Consider the following 19,295-nt stretch of genomic DNA (forward strand, 5'->3'; position numbering starts at 1 on the left):
TGAGCGCAATCGCTGCTTTCCGTTTCGGTCCGTACGATCCAAAATATCCGCCCTCCGCACCGCCTTCAAGAGGTTTCCATGGCAGAACACTTCCAGACCGCTCAACAGCGCACCCGCGGCAGGCTGCGCATTGCCGCCCTTACCGTCGCGCTCTCGGCCACCCTCTCGTTCACGCCGCACGCCTTCGCCGCGAACAAGGAGATGATCCAGCTGCAGACCCAGGTGCAGCAGCTGCAGGAAGCCGTGGCACGGCTGCAGCAGTCCAACGACGAACGCATGGGCGTGTTGAAGGACCTGGTGCAGCAGACGGCGGACTCGATCAACAAAATGGGCCTGACCGTCGGTCAGCTGCAACAGCAGGTTGCCGCCCAGGCGCAGGGTCAGGGCGGCAAGGTCGACCAAGTTTCCGGGCAGGTACAGTCGCTCAACGATTCTCTCGACGAGTTAAAGGCGCGTCTGCAGCGAATGGAAAAGTCGATCGGCGACGTACAAAGCTCGCAACAGTCGCTGAACGCCCGCTTTGAGGGTGGTGCGGCACCCGCTGGCGGAGGACCGCTGACCGCGCCCGCTGTTCCGGCCGAAAGCGCGACCCCCACGCCCCGCGGCTCCCGGACGTCACGCCCCGCGCCGCCTCCCGGATTTCCGCAGGACTCCTCAGCGGACCCGGCTCCGCTCTCGGGCGGTGTCACGCCTGCGGCTGCCGCTGCCAGTCCAGCGGCTGGCGCGGTCAACGCTCCGCCCGTGGCCGACCTGTACCAAACGGCATACGGCGACTACAACGGTGCGAAATACTCGCTTGCAAAGGCCGAGTTTAATGACGTGATCCGCTTCTATCCGGACTCGAACTACGCGGGCAACGCGTACTTCTACCTGGGCGAGATGCTCTTCAAAACGCGCGATTACGGCCCGGCAACCCGCCAGTACGACAAAGTGATCGAGCAGTACCCCGGCAATCCGAAGATACCCGCCGCACAACTGCGCAAAGGTCAGTCACTGCTTGCCATCAAACAGACCGAAGCCGGAACGCGCGAGCTCCGGTCACTGATCCAGCGCTACCCGAATTCGCCTGAGGCCACCACGGCCCGCGCCAGGCTTGGCGAAATGGGCACGACCGCGCGTTCCCGCTGATTGCGACTACGGTCCTATGACCCAGGCCGGACTGTGGTGGGCTGACGTCATGACCGCATGCCATCGAGCGCCGAGGCCAGCCGTTCACGCTCTGGAGCCGTGGGCGCTACCAGTGGAAGCCTTGGACGCCCGCCGAAATACCCGCTCAACTCCGCCCCACTCTTCAGCAGCGGAGCGCCTGCGTCCAGCAGGGCTGGCTCCACGGCAGCCACGCGCGCCTGTTTTTCGTGCATCAGGCCAGCGTCGCCATCTTTCCACGCAGCCCAGATTTCAAACACCGCTTGCGGCACGGATGCCGCCACCGCGGTCGCAATGCCGCCGGCACCGGCACGCAAGGCCTCGGTCGCCTGTCCCGCATGCGCCCACAGGATTTGCGAGCTCACCTGCCTGGTACGGGTTCGCAGGACGGGCACAGCGGGCGCGTCCAGTACGGTCGCGACTCCAGCCACCGCCGCGCCGGTGGCGAGTGAAGCCGCGGAGACAAACCCGCCCTGCGGTGAGGCTGCTTCAGCCTGCGCTGGTTGCAGCATACGGCCGGTCGCCGCCGTGAAGGTGATGGTTGTACTTACTGTGCGACGTACCTTCGCCGTTGCCACACGCAGGTCCGCGACTCGGCTTATGTGTGCAGACTGCTCCAGCACTCCCAGTACGTTCGGGTGCGCCGCCAGGTCTGCAAGCATCTCCAATTCGATCGAAGCGTCACCACACCGGCTCGCCACCAGACACGGCAGCGGCGCTCGATCGGCCAGCACTCGCAGCCAGCTCGCCAGAGCGGCGGTGTTCCCAGACCATTGCGCGGGCGACGCCAGCAGCAGCACGTCAAATCGCAACGCAGCCGCATACTCGGCCAGCCGCAACGCAGGGTCGCACCCGGCCTGGTTCAGTGTCGCAGTCAGAACTTTGTCCGCCGCGGCAGTCTCTGCCACCGCCTGCAGCACCTCGCGTTGTTCCTCATCGCTCAACGCGGCGGCCTCGCTGCCATCGCCCAGCGCGATCAAGCCGCTCACCGGCGTCAATGAATACCGGCGCACATTGTGCTCCAGCTTGCGCACGTAGACGTGTCCGTCCGGGTAAAAGGGCGTGGTCAGCGGAACATGAACACCGTCAAGCAGCATGTTTCCATTATCGCGTGCGCTGGATGCGGGTGCCCAAAAGTGGGATTTCCTTGCCGCGCCGAAGCCGGTAACGTAGCCGTATGGAAGCGCTTGAGATACGCGGAAACAAGACCACCAACGACCTTCTGCGCGAGGCAGGCTGGTTTCTGCTTCACACCATCTTCGCGGTTCTCATCTTCGCCCTGGTGATGGGCGCCTTCTGGGCTGCCAAGCCCGATGCGGCGTCGGCGGGGCCCAAACTGCTATGCACGGCCGCGGCATTCCTAGTGCCCATGATCGGCGGCTTTGTCGCGGGCCGCGCGCGTCACGACACTGTAGCGCGCTACGTCTGGATCAGCGCACTGATCATGTTCGGTGTGGTGGTGGTTTACGTGCTCGACCTGCCAACTGGCGCGGGTCTATGCGACGGTTGCGGTGCTGTCGACAAGCTCTGGCGAACCTTCTTTTCCATCGACCACGGCAGCGGCCTCATGGCTGGCGACGGCATCCTGATCGGTACCTGGATCCCGCTTTCCATGATCGGTTACGCCGTCGGGTCCAAGATTGCCATCAGCGTCGAATAGCCATTCTTGTAGCAGCTTCGGCTTCCGGAGATCAAGCTTGAAGGCACAAGGAGGTGTCGGCGGCAGCGATCGCCACTAATACAGCCGTCCCGCAATACGCTTCAGTCCGCCGCGATCGCTTCCCGCTGCGCGTGCAGGTCCTGCAGCGAAAAAATGTGTATCTCGCCGCTTTGCAGTGAGGCAATGCCCTCCGCAGCGGCGCGAGCCGCGGCGATGGTCGTGATCGTCGGAATGCGCGCCAGCACCGCGGCACGCCGGATCGCCTTCTCGTCAAAAAACGTGTCCTGCCCGCGCGGTGTGTTCACGATCAGCTGGATGCGGTCGCCCTTGATCAGGTCGACGACATTGGGGCGGCCTTCCTTTACCTTGTGCACGCGCTCTACCTGCAGGCCCGCATCAGCCAGCACCTCGGCGGTGCCGTGCGTCGCTACCAGTTGGAACCCCATCTCGACGTACTGCTTCGCCAGAGTCACCGCCGCCGCCTTATCGTGGTCGTTGACCGAAAGGAAGATGGTTCCATGCGTCGGCAGGTTCTGCCCAGCCGCGATCTGCGCCTTTGCAAACGCTTCGCCAAAGGTTTCCGCGACGCCCATCACCTCGCCGGTTGAACGCATCTCCGGTCCCAGCACCGTGTCTACGCCCGGGAACTTGCCCCACGGGAACACCGGCGACTTGACGAAGTAGTGATCGCCCGTGCCCAGGTCCTTGCCGCTGGCCAACTGCTCGGGCAGCAACTCCTTCAGCGTGCGCCCCGTCATCAGCCGCGATGCGATCTTTGCCAGCGGCACGCCAGTGGCCTTCGACACGTAAGGCACCGTGCGCGAAGCACGGGGGTTCACCTCAATCACGAAGACTGTGCCGCGTTGGATGGCGAACTGAATGTTTACCAGGCCGATCACATTCAGCGCCAGCGCCAGCTTGCGTGTGTACTCGCGGATCTGACGCAGCACGTCATTGGTCAGGTCGACCGAAGGCAGCACGCACGACGAATCGCCAGAGTGAATGCCGGCCTCCTCAATGTGCTGCATGATGCCAGCAATCAGAACGTCGGTGCCGTCGCACAGGGCGTCCACGTCCACTTCCGTGGCGTCCTCCAGGAAGTGGTCGATCAGCACCGGCCGCTCCTGCGAGTACTCCATCGCGGTGCTCATGTATTGCTGAATTGCCTCATCGTCATACGCGATCACCATGGCGCGCCCGCCCAGCACGAAACTTGGCCGCACCAGAACGGGATAGCCCACGCGGTTCGCACCCGCGAGCGCCTCCTTCACGCTGGTGGCAAGCACCCCCGCAGGCTGCGGGATCTGGAGATCCTCAAGCAACTTGTTGAATCGCTTGCGATCCTCCGCAAGCTCGATCGACTCCGGCGACGTCCCCACGATCGGCACACCCGCCGCCTTCAATGGCAGGGAAAGGTTCAGCGGCGTTTGTCCGCCGAACTGCACAATCATGCCAATCTCCGCGCCGCTCGCCGCCTCATGCTTGTATACCGCCAGCACGTCTTCCAAGGTCAGCGGTTCGAAGTACAACCGGTCGCTCGTGTCGTAGTCGGTCGAGACGGTCTCCGGATTGCAGTTGACCATGATGGTCTCGTAGCCGTCCTCGCGCAACGCGAACGCAGCATGGCAGCAGCAGTAGTCAAACTCGATGCCCTGCCCGATGCGATTCGGTCCGCTGCCCAGAATGATGATTTTCCTGCGCGTGGTCGGGGTCGCTTCGTCCTCCTCGTCATAGCAGGAGTAGAGGTACGGCGTGAACGACTCGAACTCCGCGGCGCATGTGTCCACAAGCTTGAACACCGGCAATACGCCATGCTTCTCGCGTAATTCACGGACGCGCGCGCTGGCGTCCTTGCCGTCCAGCTTCCACGACGACGCGAGCACATCGTCACTGATGCCCATGCGCTTCGCGATGCGAAGCTGGTGAGCATCGATCGAATCCGGTGACGCGCTCGCCGCAACCTTCTGCTCGTCGACGATCTGCTTAACCTGATATAGAAACCACGGATCCATAGTGGTGAGCCGCGCCACCTCGCGCACGCTCATACCGCGCTCGAACGCGTAAAACACATAGCGCAACCGCTCCGGATGGGCCGTCACCAGCCGCTGCGTCAGTCGGCGCGGCTCGATGTCGGCGGCGCTCGCCTTTTTGCCCGTTTCCAGCGACCGCACTGCCTTCATCAACGCTTCCTTGAATGTGCGGCCAATCGCCATGACCTCGCCGACCGACTTCATCTGCGGCCCCAACCCCTCGTCGGCACCGGGAAACTTTTCAAACTGCCACTTGGGAATCTTCACCACGACGTAATCGATAGTCGGCTCAAAGCAAGCCGGCGTTGCCTTGGTGATGTCGTTCTGCAGCTCGTCCAGCGTGTAGCCAACCGCGAGCCGCGCCGCGATCTTTGCAATCGGAAAGCCAGTCGCCTTCGACGCCAGTGCCGACGAACGCGACACGCGCGGATTCATTTCGATCACGGTCATGCGGCCGTTCGCCGGGTTCACCGCGAACTGCACGTTCGACCCACCGGTCTCCACGCCGATTTCGCGCATGACACGAATCGCCGCATCGCGCATGCACTGGTATTCGCGATCCGTGAGCGTCTGCGCGGGAGCCACGGTGATCGAATCGCCCGTGTGCACACCCATCGGATCGAAGTTCTCGATCGAGCAGATGATGATCACGTTGTCGGCCAGGTCGCGCACGACTTCAAGCTCGTACTCCTTCCAGCCGAGAACCGATTCTTCGAGCAGGCACTCGTGGACGGGTGAGAGGTCGAGGCCGCGCGTCAGAATGTCCGTCAGTTCCTCGCGGTTATAGGCGATGCCGCCGCCCGATCCGCCCAGCGTGAACGACGGACGGATGACGCACGGAAAGCCGATCTTGTTGGCAAACTCTAGGCCGTCGCGCAGGTTGTTGATCAGCGCCGATTTTGGCATGTCTAGACCGATGCGGTTCATCGCATCCTTGAACAGGAGCCGGTCCTCGGCCTTCTTGATCGCATCCAGCTTGGCGCCGATCAACTCCACGCCGTACTTGTCCAGCACGCCTGCATCGGCCATGTCGACTGCCAGGTTCAGCGCGGTCTGCCCACCCACCGTTGGCAGCACCGCAAACACGCCCGGCTTGCCGCTGGCCTGCAGCGATTCGCTTTCGACACGCAGAATCTCTTCCACGTAGGTCGCCGTCAGTGGCTCCACATAGGTGCGGTCCGCAACTTCCGGGTCCGTCATAATCGACGCCGGATTGGAGTTGACCAGCACGACCTCATAGCCTTCGGCTTTCAGAGCCTTGCACGCTTGCGTGCCACTGTAGTCGAACTCGGCGGACTGCCCAATCACGATCGGCCCCGAGCCGATCACAAGAATCTTTGCGATGTCGTTTCTGCGTGGCATCTAGTCGTACACGTCTTTCCGGTGTCCAGCATCAAGCACCAGCACAACGACACGATCGCGCTGGATGTCGCAGATGATCCGATAGTCCCCTACCCGAAACCGGTAAAGACCTTTCAGGCCACCTTTAAGGCTCTTCGCTATCGTTGCGGGATCCTCTGGTGGAGCCACCCGCTCGCGCATAAAGTTCAGGATTTTGCGACGAACCGGCTTGTCTAATCGCAGCAATGCCCGTTCCACTTCGTCGTTGTATTCAATCCGCCAGCTCAGAACGACGTTCCATCTCTTCCTGCGAAATGGTGTACTTCGTGTTCGCAAGTGAGCGGATTCCCGCCAAGTAATCCGCGCGATTTTGCAGCGCATCCTCAATCACCTGAGTCGCGACAAACTCCGCGGACACGTGCAGCTCGTCGGCGAACTGCTGAAGCGAAGCTTCGGCGTGAGGTGTGAGCTCAAGTTGAATCATCGTTGGCCCCTTCACTTCTTTTTGTAATGTTCCATCATCTTGCGAAAGTCTTTGAACAGGTAGTGTGAATCGTGCGGGCCGGGGCTCGCTTCAGGGTGGTACTGCACGCTGAACAGCGGATGCTCCTTGTGCTTCAGACCCGCCACCGTTTGATCGTTCAGGTTTACGTGCGTGACCTCGATCGCACTGGTGTCCAGCGTCTCCGGGTCGACGGCGTAGTTGTGGTTCTGCGAGGTGATCTCGACCTTGCCTGTCTCCAGATTCTTGATTGGGTGATTGGCGCCATGGTGGCCGAACTTCAGCTTGTAGGTCTTACCGCCCAACGCGAGGCCAAAAATCTGGTGACCCAGGCAGATGCCGAACAGCGGCGTCTTGCCTGCCAGTTCGCGTACGTTCTGCTGCGCGTAGTCCAGCGGCTCAGGGTCGCCGGGGCCGTTGGAAAAGAACACCCCATCCGGATTCATCGCCAGCACTTCCGCAGCGGTCGTCTGCGCCGGCACCACGGTCACGCGGCAGTTTTCGCGGGTCAGCATGCGCAAAATATTCTGCTTGATGCCGAAGTCGTACGCGACCACATGCATCTGCGTTTCATTCCCGCTTAGCGAGGGCGGCAACAGCGCATCGCCAGTCTCATTGCGCGGATCGGCCGACGAAAACTCGTACCGCTCCTTTGTCGACACCACACTCGCCAGATCGGTCCCGTCCATCTTGCGAATGGCACGCGCCTTGGCCACCAGTGCATCGGCATCCTGCGAAGCGGTGCTGATCACGCCGCGCATCACGCCGTTGTTCCGCAGGTGCCTCACGATGGCGCGGGTGTCCACATCCGCGATCACCGGCACGTTGTACTTTTCCAGGTATTCGTCCGTCACCTGCGTCGAACGCCAGTTCGACGAGATCGGCGAAAACTCGCGCGTTACCAGACCCTCAATGTAGGGCCGCTTGCCCTCATCGTCGCTCGGCGTCGTGCCATAGTTGCCGATCTGCGGATTGGTAAGAACGACAATCTGTCCGGCATAGCTGGGATCCGTGAAGATCTCCTGATAGCCGGTCAATGCAGTATTGAAAACAACTTCTCCGGAACGCTCGGCGGGCGCGCCAAAGCCTTGACCCCGGAAAGTGCGCCCGTCTTCGAGCGCCAGTATGGCTTGCATTGCCTCTCCTGATGGAGTGGATTCAATCGATTCTAGCAGCGGGAACTATCGCTGACGAACTGCGGCAAAGCTGCCGCTACGACAAGTCGATCAACAGGTCAGCGCCATCGTCGCGCAAGGGGTACACCTTGACCCGGCTGTGCTCCTCTTTGCACTCGCCCGTCTTCAGGTCAAAGCCCCAGGCGTGCCATGGGCACACGATCTTGCCCTCTTCGATCCAGCCTTCGGCCAGCGGACCCGCACGGTGGGGACACACGTTATCAACAGCCGCCAGCGCCCCCTGCGCATTCGCCAGGCACACCGCCACGCCCTGCACATCCACTTCCTTCGCTTCGCCCAGCGCGGGCACATCGGCCGCCGCGCAAAGCCTCACCCAGTTCGCCATCCACAACCTCTCCGTTCAGAGATGCCGGAACTGCCTCCATCGACGCGAACCAGGGTCCGAACAATGCCACAGCACCCGGCGCGGCTTACGATGAACACGATGGCAACTCCGCGAAAAGCACAACCGCGCCGCCCCGCAGCGACCGTCACCTACAACCACAGCGACCCCAGCCACGTGCTGGTCGACCCGCGCTGGTTAGGCAAGATTCTCGGCTACACCGTTCTGGTGGCATTCTTCTGCGCCTACCTGCTCATGTGCGCGCTTTTCCGCGTGGGCTCGTGGCAATGGGTGTTGCATCCGACACACAATGCTTCGCCGGGCACCGGCCTTCCCGGAGAGCTTGTGCACTTTGCGCCCGATGCCAGCGGCACACCGCAGATCACCGGCGAGTGGATTCCTGCAAAGGCGGCCACCGGTGGCACGGTTCTTTACCTGCGGCCCGGCGACGGCCAACTCAACTTTGCCGACGCTCCCCTGCTCACACAACTCCACAACGACGGCCTGAATGTGCTCGCGTTCGATTACCGCGGCTACGGCCGTTCCGCCGCCAAGCCGCACCCCACCGAGGAACGCATGCAGCAGGATGCCGAAGCCGCTTGGGCTTACGCCACCGGCCTTCGCGGCATTCCGGCGAACCAGATTCTACTCTACGGCGCGGGCGTCGGCTCCACGCTGGCGACCAACCTTGCCGCGACGCATCCACAGGCGGCAGCCCTGGTCCTTCGCAACGCCACAGCGGACGTGCTCGGCACGATTCGCCGCGAAAAGCGCGCACGCATGTTCCCTGTCGCTTTGCTGCTCAAGGACCGCTTTGACCTGCACGCGCTGCAGCAGGTCACCACGCCCAAGCTGCTTTGGGACATCGGCTCGCAGCCGAATGATCCTGAGCAGGCCGCCCGCATTGCCGCCTATCGTGTCGCAGCCGATCCGAAGATGACCGTCACCCTGCCGAACCCCAACCCCGCTGAAGAGGCAGCGAGCCTGCGGCGTTTTCTGGATGACCGCGCCGGCCTTCTGCCACCCTCGTCGCTCACCACCACGCCTTCGAGCGTTCCCCAAACGAAGTGAAGGCCTCCGATGTTCTGGAGGCCTTACATAGAGGTGGGAAGTGTTGGTGCGGATAGGTGATGCCAAAGTCGAAGATGGGTAACTTCGGCGTTACTGCTAACTACATCGAGTATGACGCGGGTTTGCTGCAAAGGTTGCGCTGCCAGAGAGCGACAGAGTTCCAATTCGGAACACTCCATCTTTCGGAGGATTCTGCTCTGCGCTTGCGCAACACTACACCAGCCGCAGGAAGCGGTCAGGCGTGATGGCAGCGCCCGGAAAGATGCCATTCAGGTCGCGAACACCCAACGTTCGCGCGCTCAGCTCGCCCAGGACCTGCCGGAAATCAGTTGTGACGGCAAGGTCGCGGCCCTCGTTCAACTGCTCTGGTGCCAGCCCCGGCCAACGTCCGTATACCTGGCCGCCGCGCACGCCACCGCCCAGCACAAACATCACATTGCCGTGGCCGTGGTCCGTGCCGCCGGTGCCGTTCTGCTTGGCGGTGCGGCCGAACTCGCTCATGGTCACCAGCGTGACATTCTCGGCGTCCTGGCCCATGTCCTTCCAGAACGCCGCGATGGCCTCAGAAAATTCGCGCAGCCGGTTCGCCAAACGCCCCTGCGTTCCACCCTGGCCCTGGTGCGTGTCCCAATCGCCAATGTCCGCGAACGCCGCTTCCACGCCCAGGTTCGCCTTCAGCAACTGCGCCACCTGCTTCATGCTGTTGGCAAATGGCGAGTTCGGGTACACCACCCCGTTCGCTGGCTGATAGTGCGTGGGGTCGGCGGACTTCAGCATCTTGACCGCCTCAAATGTCTCGCTTCCCTGCGCATGCAACACACGGTCGGCGGAGGCGCCATACATCTGCTCAAACGCGTTCGATACCGGTGCAGGCGCCGCGCCCCGCCCGCCAACGCTGAAGTCGTTTACGTTGCTGATCGCCACCGCGGGCAGGCGCCCCTGCAGTGTGCGCGGAACCTGTGCTCCGAGTGCGACCGCCCGGAACGCCGTCGCGTTGCTCAACCGCTCAGCCTGTAGCGCGCGATTCAACCAGCCGTCCTGGGTCGCCTTCACGCCCGGCGTGCCGCTCTCCATGTAGTCCTGCGCGTCGAAGTGCGAGCGCGTCGTGTCCGGCGAACCGACAGCATGGACCACCGCCAGATGGGCCTGCTGGTACAACGGCAGCAGCGGCGCCATTGCCGGGTGCAGGCCGAAACGGCCGTTCAGGTCGAGCACGTCCTTTTGCTGAATCGCGATATTCGGCCGCAACGCGTAATAGTTCGGCTCGGTGTACGGCACCACGATGTTCAGGCCATCCGCCGCGCCACGCTGGAAGATAACCACCAGCTTCTTGCCATTCGCCGTCGCGGCGGTCTGCTCCGCCATCACCGACCGCACCAGAAACGTCGGAATACTTGACGTACCTACCAGAGCAAGCGCCCCGCCCTTCATGAACCCGCGACGTGAAAACCCCATAACCCGCTCCTGTACCGCTGTCGTCGTTGACCCTGACGGTTTCTGAAAGTTGTTCGATGAGATGGTTGTGTATACCAACCATTTGCTCTGGCAGATCGCCCCGCAAACGCTCTGCCTTGACCTACCGCCGCTGAAATTCCGGCGAACCCAGCAGCAATCCCAACATCACGGCACCCTGCTTGTCCGTCGGCTGTGCATTCGGCTTCGCCGGCCCAGCTCCAAAGTCGCGCCGAACGTTCATGTTCACCACCTGCTTGCCCCCACCATTCGCCTTACCCTGCTGCTGAGCCGATTGGCCGAAATCGCGAAGCGCCTGCTGCACTGCGGAATCGTCCGTTTGCGACAGCACCGCCGACCGCGTCTGCGCGCTCACACCCTGTGGCAACACAACCGCTTCCAGCTCCGCCTCTTTGCGCTGTGCCTCGTCCTCGCCTGCTGTGGCGGCAGCCGCGCGCGGTGGAGCCTTCGCCACCAGCGCGGCTGTATCCACGGTCGTTCCGTTGACCTTGTTCGCGCTCAGCAACAGCGCAAAGTTCATGCGGTTCACCAGCGCGGCCGAGTTCAGCCACGTCTCCGCGTCCCACTTGTACCCGGTGGGTGGCACGCAGCCATACAGGGGCATGCCCAGCCGTTCGAGCGACTGCGCAAGCGGAAGCGGGTTCTGCACGTCCGCATTGGTGGCGCGCACCGCTGACACGACGTATTCCAGAGGCGTCTTGATTTTCGCGTTCATCAGCGCCGGTTGCGCAAACTCCGGCGAGTGCACCATAGTCCGCAGCACCGCCTTAATGTCACCCTTTGATTTCAAGAATGTCTCCGCCATGCGGTCCACTATCGGCGCGGGCGGAGTATCGCTGACGAATCGCTGCGCCAGTTCCAGCGAGATAAAGTGCGCCGTCGCCGGGCTGGTCGCCAGCATGTGCAGCACCTCTTCGCCCTCGCTCTCGCCCGCCTCGGCGATGGTCTTGCCCAACACCTGCTTGGATCCCGGCTCGTGCCGCCGGTCGTTGTAGAGAAACGCTCCGCCCTCACCGGGCCGCTCGATGCCCCACCCGGTAAAGACCTTTGCGACCTCCGTCACGTCCTTCTGCGAGTAGCCGCCGTTTACGCCCAGCGTGTGCAGCTCCATCAGCTCGCGGGCGTAGTTCTCGTTTAGACCCGCGCTCGCCTTCTTCGCATTCGGAGCGTTGGGATTTTTGGGGCGGCCCGCCGCGGGCGAGTCCGGCCCGATGCTCTGTGCATTGTCCAGGTACAGCAGCATCGCCGGGCTCTTGGCTGTGGCTTCCAGCAGGTCCTCAAACCGTCCCAGCGCATGCGACCGCACCGTCTCCTCATAATCCGGCAGCAGCGAAGGCATGTTGCCGTCTTTGCGGATGTACACATTGAAGTGATTCAGCCAGAAGTCGGTCATCACCGCTTCAAGTTGACGGTCGCTGTAGATGTCGCGCAAGAGGCGCGTGCTGAACAGCTCGCCGGAGATCATGCGGTTCGTTCCGGCCAGCGCGGAGAGCGTCTCCTTTTGCAGCGGCGTCATGCCGTCCGCCAGCTTCGACCCATCGCCTTTCACGCCCTTGCGCGCCGCGATGAGTTCAGCGGGCTGCATGTGCAAGAGCCGCTGATAGCGCTCCTGCGGCGGCAGTGCCAGCAATGCGGTGACCTGGCCGGGCGGCATCGCGGCCGTTGCCTGCTCCAGATTTTGCGGAACCACGTTTGCCTGCGCATCGGTCGCGGCAGCCGCAGTGGTGCCGCCACCGGCCATCTCCGAGCGCGTGCCCGTCTTTGCCATGCCATCCACTGCGCTATTGTCCGGGCTGTCAAGCGCGGTAAATCCCTTTTGCACATCGCGTCGCCGTGGTGCGCCTGCCAGCGGGCTCGCCGGCACGACCGCACCGTCTGACATCAGAGTCGAGCTGCCGGACATTGCAAGCGGGTGGCGTGCTTCTGGCATACCTTGCTTCGTTGCGCCTGCGGCCTGCCCTGCGCCACCCAAAGGCTCCGCTGTCGCGGCGGCGCTCCGCTCCGTCTTGTTTTCTTTGCGCATCTGGTAAAACTCGACTTGGTCCGCCATGATCGCGCGCAGCTCTGGGTCGGCGGGCAGATAACCCGTCTTGGCCGCGTTTCGCACCATGGCCGGCGTCGGGTAACGCGCAATCTGGTCGGCCTGGTTCAGCCGCATCGCCGGGTAGGCGTTCAGCCGCTGCTCCAGCGCGCTGTCGTCGATGCGCTCCGGCTGCAGTTGCTGGTCAAACCAGGCAGAGGCGCCCATGGCGCGTACCCGGTCCAGATCACCGGGACGTGCCCCGAAGGTGAAACGGTCCAGCAGCAGCGCCGACGCATCGACCCGCACCACCGGCGCGGGCCTGCTCGCGGCCGCAGCAGCCAGCGGCGTAAGCGCAAAGCTGGCCGCCAGCGTAAGCGAAACAGCGGAGCGCAGCGGCGACTTAGACAAATACATGCGGGAAGCGGGCGCGCGGAACAGCATAGGTCACCTGCGAGGCGGGAGTGCCAACCGTAGCGTAGACCCTCCACTCCCGCCGATGTTGCGGCGGTGCCTCCTCACAAGGAAACGCTGGTCTCATTGTCATTCACGTAGTGCTCGCGTTGCCGCTACGGTTGCGGTGCGACCGCCGGGAACGGTGCCGGCGTGTGCTCAATGGACAGGAAAGTGCCGCCCGGGTGGTTCGGGTCGGGGATGATGTTGATCAGGGTAAACGCCTCGCTGCCCTTCGCCAGGCTGACCAGGGTACGATCTGCCTTCGGTTCCACCTCGTAACCCGGCTCTTTCCCGATCTTTTCCTTGTAGAACGCCAGGACGCGCTGCGGCCCGTCCGGCGACAGATAGCTCGCCTCCGCCGTCGTGCGACTTCCCTTCTGCGTGCGTGCCGAAGTCGTGCGGATGGCCCGCGGGTATTCGGGGACGCCCAGGTCGAGAGGGGTCACCATCGCAGCGGCGTCCACGGCGTAGCGGTCCGGCACATTCGGATCACTCGGAGGCGGGCCGATGTGAAGCAGCGTTTTCACTGCGGCGACAGGCTGACCCCACCCGTTCACAGGGTTGTCAAGAGCATGCATGACCACAACTGAAACCAACGCAACGACCGCCAGCGACGCGAACAATACCGCACGGGAAACCATTCGCTTTTCTCCGGTCAGAACTACCCTTTGCTCTTCGCCCATCGGACTAGAAAGCCACCAGTTCCGCCACCGCGGCGAACACATCCTCCGCCTGCGGCAGGATTACGTCTTCCAGCACCGGCTGGTACGCCACAAACGTGTCCATGGACGCCAGCCGCCGCACCGGCGCATCCAGGTCGTGGAACAACTCCTCTGCAGCGCGCGCCGCAACCTCCGCGCCGAAGCCCCAGCTGCGCATATCCTCATGCGCGATCAGCAGCCGGTTCGTGCGATGCACGCTGTCCGCGATTGCCTCAAAGTCGTACGGCGACAGGCTGCGCAGGTCGATCACCTCGGTCGAGATGCCCTTCTCCCGCTCCAGCCGCTGCGCCGCCTGCAGCGCCCGCGGCACCAGCGCGCCATAGGTCACCAGCGTCGCATCCGTCCCCTTCCGCAGGGTCTTCGCCTTGCCAAACGGAATCATGTACTCCGGCCCGGGGTACGCCGCGCGGCCGAATGCCTCGCGATACAGCCGCTTGTGCTCCAGAAACAGGACCGGATCGTCGCATCGAATGGCGGTACGCAGGAGGCCGGCAGCGTCCAGTGCGTTGGAAGGCATGACGACCCGCACCCCCGGTGTGTGCGTGAAGATGCTCTCCCCCGACTGCGAGTGATAGATTGCCCCGCCCGTCAGGTATCCGCCGATCGGCACCCGCATGACCAGCGGCGACGAGAAGATTCCGTTGGAACGCCAGCGCATCACGCTTAACTCATTGCGCATCTGGTGCATGGCCGGCCAGATGTAATCAAAGAATTGAATCTCCACCACCGGCTTGAGGCCGCGCACCGCCATCCCGATGGCCCGGCCTGTGATGTTCGCCTCCGCCAGCGGCGAGTTGAACACCCGTTCCGACCCGAACTCCGCCTGCAGCCCGGCCGTCAGCTTGAACACACCGCCTTTCCCCTTCAGCGCGCCCGACTTCAGGTGCTGATCGCGGCTGGCGTCTGCAACATCCTCACCGAAAACCACGATGCGCTCGTCGCGGCGCATTTCGTCTTTCAGCGTGCTGTTGATCAGGTCCGCCATGGTGCGCTCGCCCGCGTTACTGCCGGAAACGACTGGCTCCGTCGCAAACGCGTTCCCACACGGGTCCACGTCCTCTGAATACACATGCAGCGGGATGGATGCGACGGTCGGCAGCGGTGCGGCCAGAGCTTCATCGGCGGCCCGCCGCACCTCGTCATTCACCTCGCGCTCCAGCGCGTTCACCTGCTCCTCGTTCAGCAGGCCTTCCTGAATAAGCCACGCCTGCATGCGCCCAAGCGGGTCGCGCAATGCGTCGGCCTCCAATTCCTCCCGCACACGATATTGGCGCTCGTCATCGCTCTGCGAGTGCGAATACGGCCGGATCACATGCCCGTGTACCAGCGCCGGACCCTTGCGCTCACGGACATACGCCACTGCTTCCTGCATTGCGGCAAAGCTGGCCTGCGCGTCCGTCCCGTCGATCTCCGCAAAGTGAAAATTGGGAAAATTCGCAACCAGCCGCGAAATGTTCCCGCCCGGCGTGTTTGCCTCCACCGGCGTTGAAATCGCATACCCGTTGTCTTCCACCACGAACAGCACCGGCAAGCGGCCATTTGAGGCTGAGTTAAGCGCCTCCCAGAACTCGCCCTGGCTTGTCGATCCCTCGCCGATGGACGTGTATACCACCTCATCGCCACGGAACTTGACATCTTTCCAGGCGCGGTAATCATTCGGACCGCAAGTGCCTTTCGCGGCCTCCGGGTGCGCGGCTAAGTACTGCCCCGCCTCCGCGCAACCCACTGCGTGCAAACATTGCGTGGCAGTCGACGACGAAGGCGACACCAAATTCAGCGCCTTGCTGGTCCAGTGTGACGGCATCTGCCGCCCGCCGCTCTGCGGGTCCGTGCCCGCGCCCACCGCCTGCAGCAACTGGTCGAGCACGGTCTGCCCCAATGCCAGGCACAACGCGCGATCACGGTAGTACGGGAAAAACCAGTCGTACCCCGGACGCAGCGCCATACCCGCGGCGGTCAGCAGCGCCTCGTGCCCCGCGCCGGATATCTGAAAGAAGATTTTCTGCTGCTTTTTCAGCAATAACTCTCGATCGTCGGTGCGCCGCGACAGGTACATGGTGCGGTAGAACCGGACCCACTGCTCGGGTGAAAGCGCGCCCATGCCGCTGCTGTTTCGGGTCACCGCGCCTGCCGCTTTACCTGCCATTCCGTCGGTCTCCTGCAACGGTTGATTGTAATGGCAACGCCGCTCGACCGGTAGCGCGAAACCGGCGACCGGGTGCGCTCCTCAAGACCGGCCTCACGAACCGGTGTCCCGCGCCGATACAGCTTCTGTCCGGGTCCGAAGCAACTGCTTCATGGCCGGCGACTCCGCTTCCTTCTGAGGTGCAACTCCGTGGCCGCTACGATGTGTTTTCCGTTCCGCTTCGTCCTTGCGCAACTTGCCGTGCTGTTGTTCGGTAGCATGGCCCTGCAGCCAGTGCGCGCGCAGGAATCGCTGCTCAGCCCGGCCGTCGCCGATCGCTACGTTGTGGTGTTCCGGAACGGCGTTTCCGCCTCTGATGCTGTAGCCCGCATGCGCCACTCCGGCGCCGCGCAGATCACCGCGCAAGCACACCTGGGCACCGCCTCCGTAAGCGGATCTGCGACCGCGATGCGTATTATCGGCGCCGACCCTGCGGTCGCGCAGATCTTTCCGGACCACCGGGTTTATGCGCACCGCGTGCTTCGCGCGGCGACGATTTCCGCAAAGGACAGCGGCACCATCGTTGTGCGACCCGCCGCGCCTCTTCGTTCCATCTCCGTAGACCCGCTCGCACCACCGAGCGGAACCAGCACCGGTTCTCCGTCCAATGCGGCGGGATCGATCTCGCTCCCGGCGTCGAATACCAACAGCTCCACACCGACACCCGCGCCCACCGACACCTTCTATGAAAGCTCGCCCCAGGGTTGGGCCGTGCGCGCTTCCGGCGGCTACGGCCAAGGCATGCTGGGCGGCACCGTTGCCGGCCCCTGGAACCGATCTCTTGGCACCGGAATCCGCATTGCCGTGCTCGACAGCGGTGTCGACAGCACCCATCCCGACATCGCGCCCAATCTCGGGCTCAACCTGTCGGAGATAGATCGGAACGCTGAATGGAGCCCCTGCGATGATGGCTCTCCGCAGGATCAGGAGGGCCACGGCACCTGGGTCGCTTCCCTCGCCGCCGGGGCCATGGGCGGCGCGACCGGTCGTGTCGTCGGTGTTGCGCCCGCCGCAACCATCCTCAACATCAAGGTGCTGCAGCGCATGCCCGGTGCCGGCAGCACGGTAGCCGCGCAATGCCAGGCCGGCCAGGCCTCCGGCCTTGTGTCATGGCTGCTCAAGGGCATTGACGACGCCGTGGCGCAACATGCGGACATCATCGTGCTTTCACTCGGCAGCATCGTCGATCTGTACACCGGCGATGGCGCCGGCCTGAAGTCCGCCTTCGACCAGGTCACGCACGCCGCCGCCAACGCGGGCGTCCTGATCGTCGCCGCGGCCGGCAACGATGGTTTCGATCTCAGCAATCCGCGCTATCTGGAGCTTCCGGCCCAGGCGCGGGACGTACTGGCCGTCACCGCCAGCACTAACCCTGATTGCCAAGAAAATAACAAGACTGGAGCTACCTGCACTGCGGGGCCCATCACCCAGCCGTACTATGCGAACTTCGGCGCTCCCTTACATGCCGTCGCCGCGCCCGGCGGCAACTACCCCGCCGGCGGGGACGAAGCCGTCTCCGGCTGGATTCGTGGCGCGTGTTCGAGCGGCAAGCCCGGCACCGCCGACGGCATGCCCACCGACAGCACGCATTCGTTCGGCTGCTTTAACCTGGGTCACACTCAGTATGTGCAGGCCATGGGAACCAGCGCCTCAGCGGGACTCGCAGCCGGAGCAGCGGCGCTTCTGCGGGCGACCCACCCGGCGTGGACACCCGCGATGGTTGCCGCCGCCATGCGGTCTGGACCTGTATCCCTGCCCGGCGGCGGCGTGATGCTGGACACCGCAGCGGCTCTGAACCAGCAGTGACCCAGCTTCGCAAGCGTGGATCAGGCGGAAGCTACTGCATAAGCGTCGTACGGACCTCATGAGCAAGCTTTTCGATGGTTTTCAACTGCTTATTCGTGGCGGTGGTTGGCCCCGTCGCCTTCACCTCGGCCTGGTACTGTGCAGTCAAAGCCACGAGCCGGTCCGTGTCACGCACCACCTGTTTCTGCCGCTCCTGCTTTAGAAGCCGGGCCAGCATTGAGTCAATCGGCGGCCCAGACGAGACCGGGTAGTTCGCACTGCTGCCGGGGATGTAGATGGGGTTGCCCCCGGAGTAGGTCGGAAACTTGCTCCCTGGTGCCGGCGGTGGCAAAGGCGGTCTGCTTCCCGTACTGGATCCCGCACCCGTGCCCGCGCCGCCCTTCTGCGCGTGCAGGCCGAGCGGCATAGCAAGGACGACCATGGACATGAGCCATGTGGCTAACGCAATTGGACGCGGCATGGAGGGAAGGTTACACGAGTTTTCGCTCTCCAACTCATCAAAAGTAGCGCGTTATTGCCGCATCCCTTCGCGAACCTCGCGGGCCAGCTTCTCAATCCGCTCCGCTTCCTTGATGACGTCGATGGACAACGTGTCCTTGTTGGTCTTGTCCACGCTGGTCTTCAGGCGCTGCGCCATTTCGACCAGCTTGGCGGCATCGGTTTCCATCTTCTTCTGGCGCGCCTCGGCAGCCAAGCCCTTCTGCACCTGCTCCATGTGTTGCACGTGCTCGCCACCGATTGTGGACGTAGACTGCGCGTGGATTGCACCAGTGGAGGCAACGCAAACGGACGCAAACGCGAGAATTCGCAAACTTTTATGGCAAAGGTTCCTAAACTCTGCCGTGTTTTTCCCTGCAAACATCACACTATTCACCTGCTGACCGTAAGCGGGCAAAACCGTCCTACATCCCTCTCATGCGGTCCTTCACGTCACGGGCAAGCTTCTCGATTTGCACGAGCAGCTTCTGATCGTTGTCCGTTGGCGTGCCGTGCGCGTCCAGCGCTTTCCGGTACTCCGCGGTCAAGGCGACCAACCGATTGGCGTCGTCCACGATACGCCTTTGACGGTCTGCCGCGCGACTCCTTCGCAGACGTTCGCGCAGTCCAGGGTTATCGCGAAACGGATCGTCCTCGTCCCCAGGCGACAGACCGGGACGGGGCAGGCCGGTTTGCGGTGCGGCCTTCGTGTCGATCTGGGCATGCAGAGTGGATACCTGCGCGAACATGCCAAGCAAAACCAGCACATAGAGAGCTGGTAACGGAACGGCGATCAGGCATCGCGGCATGCTTTGCTCCAGGTCATCAAGGGTTTCTGGATTTGGGGCGAGCTTCGCTCCATGCTACGGCACGTGATGCCGGTTCTAC

General features: G+C 63.2%; 17 protein-coding genes. 4 read left to right on the plus strand and 13 right to left on the minus strand.

What is annotated here, in order from left to right; genetic code table 11:
- Positions 1-78 precede the first annotated feature (78 nt).
- On the plus strand, positions 79-1,128 hold the full coding sequence (locus tag ACOFKT_RS07900) for a tetratricopeptide repeat protein (protein ID WP_419806854.1): 1,050 nt from the start codon (positions 79-81) through the stop codon (positions 1,126-1,128).
- A 47-nt stretch (positions 1,129-1,175) separates the two neighbouring features.
- On the opposite strand, the gene ACOFKT_RS07905 is transcribed toward ACOFKT_RS07900, so the two are convergent.
- Positions 1,176-2,243: a dihydrodipicolinate synthase family protein gene (locus tag ACOFKT_RS07905; RefSeq protein WP_419806855.1), complete on the minus strand. Its 1,068-nt coding sequence runs from the start codon at positions 2,241-2,243 to the stop codon at positions 1,176-1,178.
- A gap of 80 nt (positions 2,244-2,323) precedes the next feature.
- Between ACOFKT_RS07905 and ACOFKT_RS07910 the strand changes: the two genes are divergently transcribed.
- Positions 2,324-2,806 carry a hypothetical protein gene (locus ACOFKT_RS07910; protein ID WP_419806856.1) on the plus strand — a complete coding sequence of 161 codons (483 nt, stop codon included), beginning with the start codon at positions 2,324-2,326 and terminating at the stop codon, positions 2,804-2,806.
- A 101-nt stretch (positions 2,807-2,907) separates the two neighbouring features.
- Here ACOFKT_RS07910 and carB read toward each other — a convergent pair whose 3' ends face one another.
- From carB to ACOFKT_RS07935, 5 genes are all read right to left on the minus strand, one after another.
- Positions 2,908-6,198, minus strand: a complete 3,291-nt coding sequence (gene carB, locus ACOFKT_RS07915) for a carbamoyl-phosphate synthase large subunit (protein WP_419806857.1) — start codon at positions 6,196-6,198, stop codon at positions 2,908-2,910.
- Positions 6,199-6,435 carry a type II toxin-antitoxin system RelE family toxin gene (locus ACOFKT_RS07920; protein WP_419806858.1) on the minus strand — a complete coding sequence of 79 codons (237 nt, stop codon included), beginning with the start codon at positions 6,433-6,435 and terminating at the stop codon, positions 6,199-6,201.
- Between the two features lie 13 nt (positions 6,436-6,448).
- A complete protein-coding gene (locus ACOFKT_RS07925; protein ID WP_419806859.1) occupies positions 6,449-6,661 on the minus strand; it encodes a hypothetical protein in 213 nt (70 codons plus the stop codon).
- Between the two features lie 11 nt (positions 6,662-6,672).
- On the minus strand, positions 6,673-7,815 hold the full coding sequence (gene carA, locus ACOFKT_RS07930) for a glutamine-hydrolyzing carbamoyl-phosphate synthase small subunit (protein WP_419806860.1): 1,143 nt from the start codon (positions 7,813-7,815) through the stop codon (positions 6,673-6,675).
- Positions 7,816-7,891: 76 nt separating this feature from the next.
- Positions 7,892-8,200, minus strand: a complete 309-nt coding sequence (locus ACOFKT_RS07935) for a Rieske (2Fe-2S) protein (RefSeq protein ID WP_419806861.1) — start codon at positions 8,198-8,200, stop codon at positions 7,892-7,894.
- Positions 8,201-8,299: 99 nt separating this feature from the next.
- On the opposite strand from ACOFKT_RS07935, the gene ACOFKT_RS07940 reads away from it, so the two are divergent.
- Positions 8,300-9,268 (plus strand): alpha/beta hydrolase, encoded by a 969-nt coding sequence (locus tag ACOFKT_RS07940; RefSeq protein WP_419806862.1) that lies wholly within the window; start codon positions 8,300-8,302, stop codon positions 9,266-9,268.
- A 213-nt stretch (positions 9,269-9,481) separates the two neighbouring features.
- On the opposite strand, the gene ACOFKT_RS07945 is transcribed toward ACOFKT_RS07940, so the two are convergent.
- The 4 genes from ACOFKT_RS07945 to ACOFKT_RS07960 form a co-directional block, all read right to left on the minus strand.
- A complete protein-coding gene (locus ACOFKT_RS07945) occupies positions 9,482-10,723 on the minus strand; it encodes a DUF1501 domain-containing protein (protein WP_419806863.1) in 1,242 nt (413 codons plus the stop codon).
- 121 nt (positions 10,724-10,844) lie between these two features.
- Positions 10,845-13,205 carry a DUF1800 family protein gene (locus ACOFKT_RS07950; protein ID WP_419806864.1) on the minus strand — a complete coding sequence of 787 codons (2,361 nt, stop codon included), beginning with the start codon at positions 13,203-13,205 and terminating at the stop codon, positions 10,845-10,847.
- 125 nt (positions 13,206-13,330) lie between these two features.
- Complete coding sequence (locus ACOFKT_RS07955; RefSeq protein ID WP_419806865.1) at positions 13,331-13,858, minus strand: hypothetical protein; 528 nt, start codon at positions 13,856-13,858, stop codon at positions 13,331-13,333.
- A gap of 46 nt (positions 13,859-13,904) precedes the next feature.
- On the minus strand, positions 13,905-16,085 hold the full coding sequence (locus ACOFKT_RS07960) for an alpha-ketoacid dehydrogenase subunit alpha/beta (RefSeq protein WP_419806866.1): 2,181 nt from the start codon (positions 16,083-16,085) through the stop codon (positions 13,905-13,907).
- Between the two features lie 189 nt (positions 16,086-16,274).
- On the opposite strand from ACOFKT_RS07960, the gene ACOFKT_RS07965 reads away from it, so the two are divergent.
- A complete protein-coding gene (locus ACOFKT_RS07965) occupies positions 16,275-17,930 on the plus strand; it encodes a S8 family peptidase (protein ID WP_419806867.1) in 1,656 nt (551 codons plus the stop codon).
- Positions 17,931-17,961: 31 nt separating this feature from the next.
- Here ACOFKT_RS07965 and ACOFKT_RS07970 read toward each other — a convergent pair whose 3' ends face one another.
- From ACOFKT_RS07970 to ACOFKT_RS07980, 3 genes are all read right to left on the minus strand, one after another.
- Positions 17,962-18,390, minus strand: coding sequence for a hypothetical protein (locus tag ACOFKT_RS07970; protein WP_419806868.1), 429 nt, complete (start codon positions 18,388-18,390; stop codon positions 17,962-17,964).
- A 51-nt stretch (positions 18,391-18,441) separates the two neighbouring features.
- Positions 18,442-18,645 (minus strand): hypothetical protein, encoded by a 204-nt coding sequence (locus tag ACOFKT_RS07975; protein WP_419806869.1) that lies wholly within the window; start codon positions 18,643-18,645, stop codon positions 18,442-18,444.
- A 187-nt stretch (positions 18,646-18,832) separates the two neighbouring features.
- A complete protein-coding gene (locus ACOFKT_RS07980) occupies positions 18,833-19,216 on the minus strand; it encodes a hypothetical protein (RefSeq protein ID WP_419806870.1) in 384 nt (127 codons plus the stop codon).
- Between the last annotated feature and the right edge of the window lie 79 nt (positions 19,217-19,295).

Source organism: Terriglobus sp. (assembly GCF_965201105.1).
Lineage (GTDB): Bacteria > Acidobacteriota > Terriglobia > Terriglobales > Acidobacteriaceae > Terriglobus.

Coding starts and splice junctions, on each gene's coding strand:
- ACOFKT_RS07925 (WP_419806859.1), bottom strand. CDS start 6,661: ATGATTCAACTTGAGCTCACACCTCACGCCGAAGCTTCGCTTCAGCAG.
- ACOFKT_RS07955 (WP_419806865.1), bottom strand. CDS start 13,858: ATGGTTTCCCGTGCGGTATTGTTCGCGTCGCTGGCGGTCGTTGCGTTG.
- ACOFKT_RS07900 (WP_419806854.1), top strand. CDS start 79: ATGGCAGAACACTTCCAGACCGCTCAACAGCGCACCCGCGGCAGGCTG.
- ACOFKT_RS07935 (WP_419806861.1), bottom strand. CDS start 8,200: ATGGCGAACTGGGTGAGGCTTTGCGCGGCGGCCGATGTGCCCGCGCTG.
- ACOFKT_RS07940 (WP_419806862.1), top strand. CDS start 8,300: ATGGCAACTCCGCGAAAAGCACAACCGCGCCGCCCCGCAGCGACCGTC.
- ACOFKT_RS07970 (WP_419806868.1), bottom strand. CDS start 18,390: ATGCCGCGTCCAATTGCGTTAGCCACATGGCTCATGTCCATGGTCGTC.
- ACOFKT_RS07975 (WP_419806869.1), bottom strand. CDS start 18,645: ATGGAGCAGGTGCAGAAGGGCTTGGCTGCCGAGGCGCGCCAGAAGAAG.
- ACOFKT_RS07910 (WP_419806856.1), top strand. CDS start 2,324: ATGGAAGCGCTTGAGATACGCGGAAACAAGACCACCAACGACCTTCTG.
- ACOFKT_RS07945 (WP_419806863.1), bottom strand. CDS start 10,723: ATGGGGTTTTCACGTCGCGGGTTCATGAAGGGCGGGGCGCTTGCTCTG.
- carA (WP_419806860.1), bottom strand. CDS start 7,815: ATGCAAGCCATACTGGCGCTCGAAGACGGGCGCACTTTCCGGGGTCAA.
- ACOFKT_RS07905 (WP_419806855.1), bottom strand. CDS start 2,243: ATGCTGCTTGACGGTGTTCATGTTCCGCTGACCACGCCCTTTTACCCG.
- ACOFKT_RS07950 (WP_419806864.1), bottom strand. CDS start 13,205: ATGCTGTTCCGCGCGCCCGCTTCCCGCATGTATTTGTCTAAGTCGCCG.
- ACOFKT_RS07960 (WP_419806866.1), bottom strand. CDS start 16,085: ATGGCAGGTAAAGCGGCAGGCGCGGTGACCCGAAACAGCAGCGGCATG.
- ACOFKT_RS07980 (WP_419806870.1), bottom strand. CDS start 19,216: ATGCCGCGATGCCTGATCGCCGTTCCGTTACCAGCTCTCTATGTGCTG.
- carB (WP_419806857.1), bottom strand. CDS start 6,198: ATGCCACGCAGAAACGACATCGCAAAGATTCTTGTGATCGGCTCGGGG.